Here is a 2,982-nt window from a genome sequence, read left to right on the forward strand (position 1 = left end):
CCTCGCGCAGACTTGACGCACAGCTCCGGGGCCGCGCCGGCCGGCAGGGCGAGCCCGGGGACAGCCAGCTCTATGCGAGCCTCGATGATGCCCAGCTCGCGGAGACCCTGCCCGCCCACCTCCGCACGCGAATCCGGCGCAGCGGTGGGGCCCTTCCCGACGCCGAGCGGCGCGGGCTGGTCGAGCAGGCGCAGCGGATCGGGGAAGAGCGTCGAGCCGACCGGCTGCGCAGCACCCGGCAGCACAGCCTCGCGATTGCCCGACAGCGTCGAACCGTGCTGGCCCGCCGTGCCGAGCTCGAGGCAACCCCCGGGGTGGCCGGGCGGGTCGGGTGTTTCACCCTCGACGAGGCCTGGACCGACCATCTCGGCCTGCTGCAGGAGATTCGTGACGGCATTCACCTGCGCTCGCTCGCCGGGCAGAATCCCACCGACGAGTTCCACCGCATCGCCCTCGCCGAGTTCGCCGGGTTTTTCGCGGAAGCCGAGGCCCGGGCCTCACGGATCCTCAGCACGCTCGGCCCGGCGGACGAGGATCGTTCCCTCGCGGAGCTCGGCCTGCGCCGCCCCGGCGCAACCTGGACCTATCTCGTGCGTGACGACCCGCTCGGCACCGCCATGGATCGTGCCGTGCGCGCCCTCGGCGGGCCCTGGCGGCGTCGAGTGCTTCGGATCGAATGAGCGCAGTGCCCTCCCGAACGTGCCTTGCAGCCCCTAGCGTGGCACGACGAGCGGGGTGCCCGCGATGGGGTCCTCGATGACGACGCAGTCGAGCCCGAAGACCTCGCGCACGAGCTCGGGGGTGATCAGTCCGCTCGGCGCACCCTCGGCGACGACCGCGCCGTCCTTCATCGCGATCAGGTGCGTCGCATAGCGGGCGGCGTGGTTGAGGTCGTGCAGCACCGCCACGAGGGTGCGACCCTCGCGGTTCAGCCGCGCGAACAGCTCCATGAGTTCGATCTGGTGGGCGATGTCGAGGAAGGTCGTCGGCTCGTCGAGCAACAGCAGCGGGGTCTCCTGCGCCAGCACCATCGCGACCCACACCCGCTGGCGTTGGCCGCCGGAGAGCTCGTCCACGTGCCGCTGGGCGAGTTCCAGCGTGTTCGTGGCCTCCAGCGCCTGGTACACGGCCTCCTCGTCGGCGGCGGACCACTGCTTGATGAGTTTCTGGTGCGGGAACCTGCCGCGCGCCACGAGGTCGGCGACCGTGATCCCGTCCGGGGCAAGCGAGGACTGCGGGAGCAGGCCGAGCCGCCTGGCCGCCTCCTTCGGGCGGTATGAGGAGAGAAGCTTGCCGTCGAGCAACACCCGCCCCGTGCTCGGCTTCAGCAGGTTGCTCAGCCCGCGCAGCAGCGTCGACTTGCCGCAGGCGTTCGCCCCGACGATCACGGTGAAGGACCCGTCGGGGATCGCCACGCTCAGGCGGTCGTTGATGGTGCGCCCGTCGTAGCCGAGGGTGATCTCCTCCGCCCGCAGGCGGGCCGCGGTGGCCACGGAAACCGCGGGCGTGTCTGCCGGGGTGGGGTGCTCGGTCACGGGTGTGGTCATGGCGGTTCTTTCTGGGTGGGGAACGTGAGTCATCAGGAGCGCTTCGATTCGCGCACGAGCAGCCACACGAAGTAGCCGCCGCCCACGCAGACGGTGAGGATGCCCACCGGCAACTGCACCGGGGCGAACAGCCGCTGCGCGAGGAAGTCGGCGCTGACGAGGAGGAACGCCCCGAGCACGGCCGACGGCAGGATCGCGACGCCCGCGGTGCGGGTCAGCCGACGGGCGATCTGCGGGGCAACCAGGGAGATGAACGCGATGGGTCCGGCGACGGCGGTCACCAGCGCGGTGAGCGCCACCCCGAGCACGATCAGGAACAGCCGGGCAACGTTCGGCCGGGTGCCGAGGGCACGCGCCGCGTCGTCGCCAAGCTCGATCTGGCGCAGGGTCGGCCCCGCGATCACGGCGAGCGGCACGAGCACGGCAAGGACGGCGAGCACGGGCCAGAGCTGTTCCACGCTCAGCCCGTTCAGGGAGCCGCTGCCCCACACCCCGGCGCGCATGGCGTCCTCGATGTTGGCGCGCAGGATGAGCCAGGTGTTGAACGCCCCGAGCATCGCCGAGACCCCGATGCCCACGATGATGAGCCGGAAGCCCTGCACCCCGCCGCGGTAGGCCAGCAGGAACACCAGGAACGCAGTGATGATCCCGCCGATCAGGGAGCCGGTCGCGACCTGCGCGGTGCCCCCGCCGACGAGCAGCATCGTGACGAGCGCCCCCGTGTACGAGCCGCTCGCGAAACCGATGATGTCCGGGGAGCCCAGGGGGTTTCGGGTGAGGGACTGGAAGATCGCGCCGGAGATCGCGAGGGCGGAGCCGAGCAGCGCGGCCAACAGCGCCCGCGGGGCACGCCACTCGAGGATCACCATGGCGTTCCCGCCGGAGCCGTTGCCGAGCAGGGTGTCAATGACCTCGCGAAGCGGAATGGGGACCGTCCCGGAGGCGAGCGAGGCCAGGAAGACGGCGCAGGTGAGCGCGAGGAAGAGCGCGCACACCACGAGCGAGCGCGCGTCCAGCCGAAACGACCAGGCCGGGTGCCGGCGAACGATCACCCCGGGCCCGAACGGGACCCGCCGCTCGCTGCTGATGGTCAGGGGGGCCGGGGCGCTCACAGGCCGCTCACGTTCTTGCGCCGTGCGAGCGCGATCAGGACGGGGGCGCCCACGAAGGCGGTGACGATGCCGACCTGCAGTTCCTGCGGGGCGAGCACGAGGCGGCCGATCACGTCGGCGCTGATCAGCAGCATCGGAGCGGCAAGGATCGTGTACGGCAGAATCCAGCGCTGATCCGGCCCCACGAACCAGCGCACGACGTGCGGGACCATCAGCCCGACGAAGCCGACGGGGCCGATCGCCCCGGTGGCGGCCCCGGCCAGCAGCGTCACCGCGACGATCACGATGATCCGGGTGCGCAGGATGTTCGCGCCGAGGGAACG

Annotated in this window: 4 protein-coding genes; 1 reads left to right on the forward strand and 3 read right to left on the reverse strand. The window is 71.4% G+C overall.

Going from position 1 to position 2,982, the window contains the following annotated elements:
• On the forward strand, nucleotides 1-680 hold a 680-nt coding region (locus tag OOT08_RS00860), incomplete at its 5' end, for a preprotein translocase subunit SecA (protein WP_442916143.1).
• A 33-nt stretch (nucleotides 681-713) separates the two neighbouring features.
• Here OOT08_RS00860 and OOT08_RS00865 read toward each other — a convergent pair.
• The 3 genes from OOT08_RS00865 to OOT08_RS00875 form a co-directional block, all read right to left on the reverse strand.
• A complete protein-coding gene (locus tag OOT08_RS00865; RefSeq protein WP_325090701.1) occupies nucleotides 714-1,547 on the reverse strand; it encodes an ABC transporter ATP-binding protein in 834 nt (277 codons plus the stop codon).
• A gap of 32 nt (nucleotides 1,548-1,579) precedes the next feature.
• Nucleotides 1,580-2,659 (reverse strand): FecCD family ABC transporter permease, encoded by a 1,080-nt coding sequence (locus OOT08_RS00870; RefSeq protein ID WP_325090702.1) that lies wholly within the window; start codon nucleotides 2,657-2,659, stop codon nucleotides 1,580-1,582.
• A partial coding sequence (locus OOT08_RS00875; RefSeq protein WP_325090703.1) for a FecCD family ABC transporter permease occupies nucleotides 2,656-2,982 on the reverse strand: 327 nt, incomplete at its 5' end. The genes OOT08_RS00875 and OOT08_RS00870, both read right to left, overlap by 4 nt.

It is taken from the genome of Leucobacter sp. M11 (genome assembly GCF_035726885.1).
Classification (GTDB): Bacteria; Actinomycetota; Actinomycetes; order Actinomycetales; family Microbacteriaceae; genus JAPFRB01.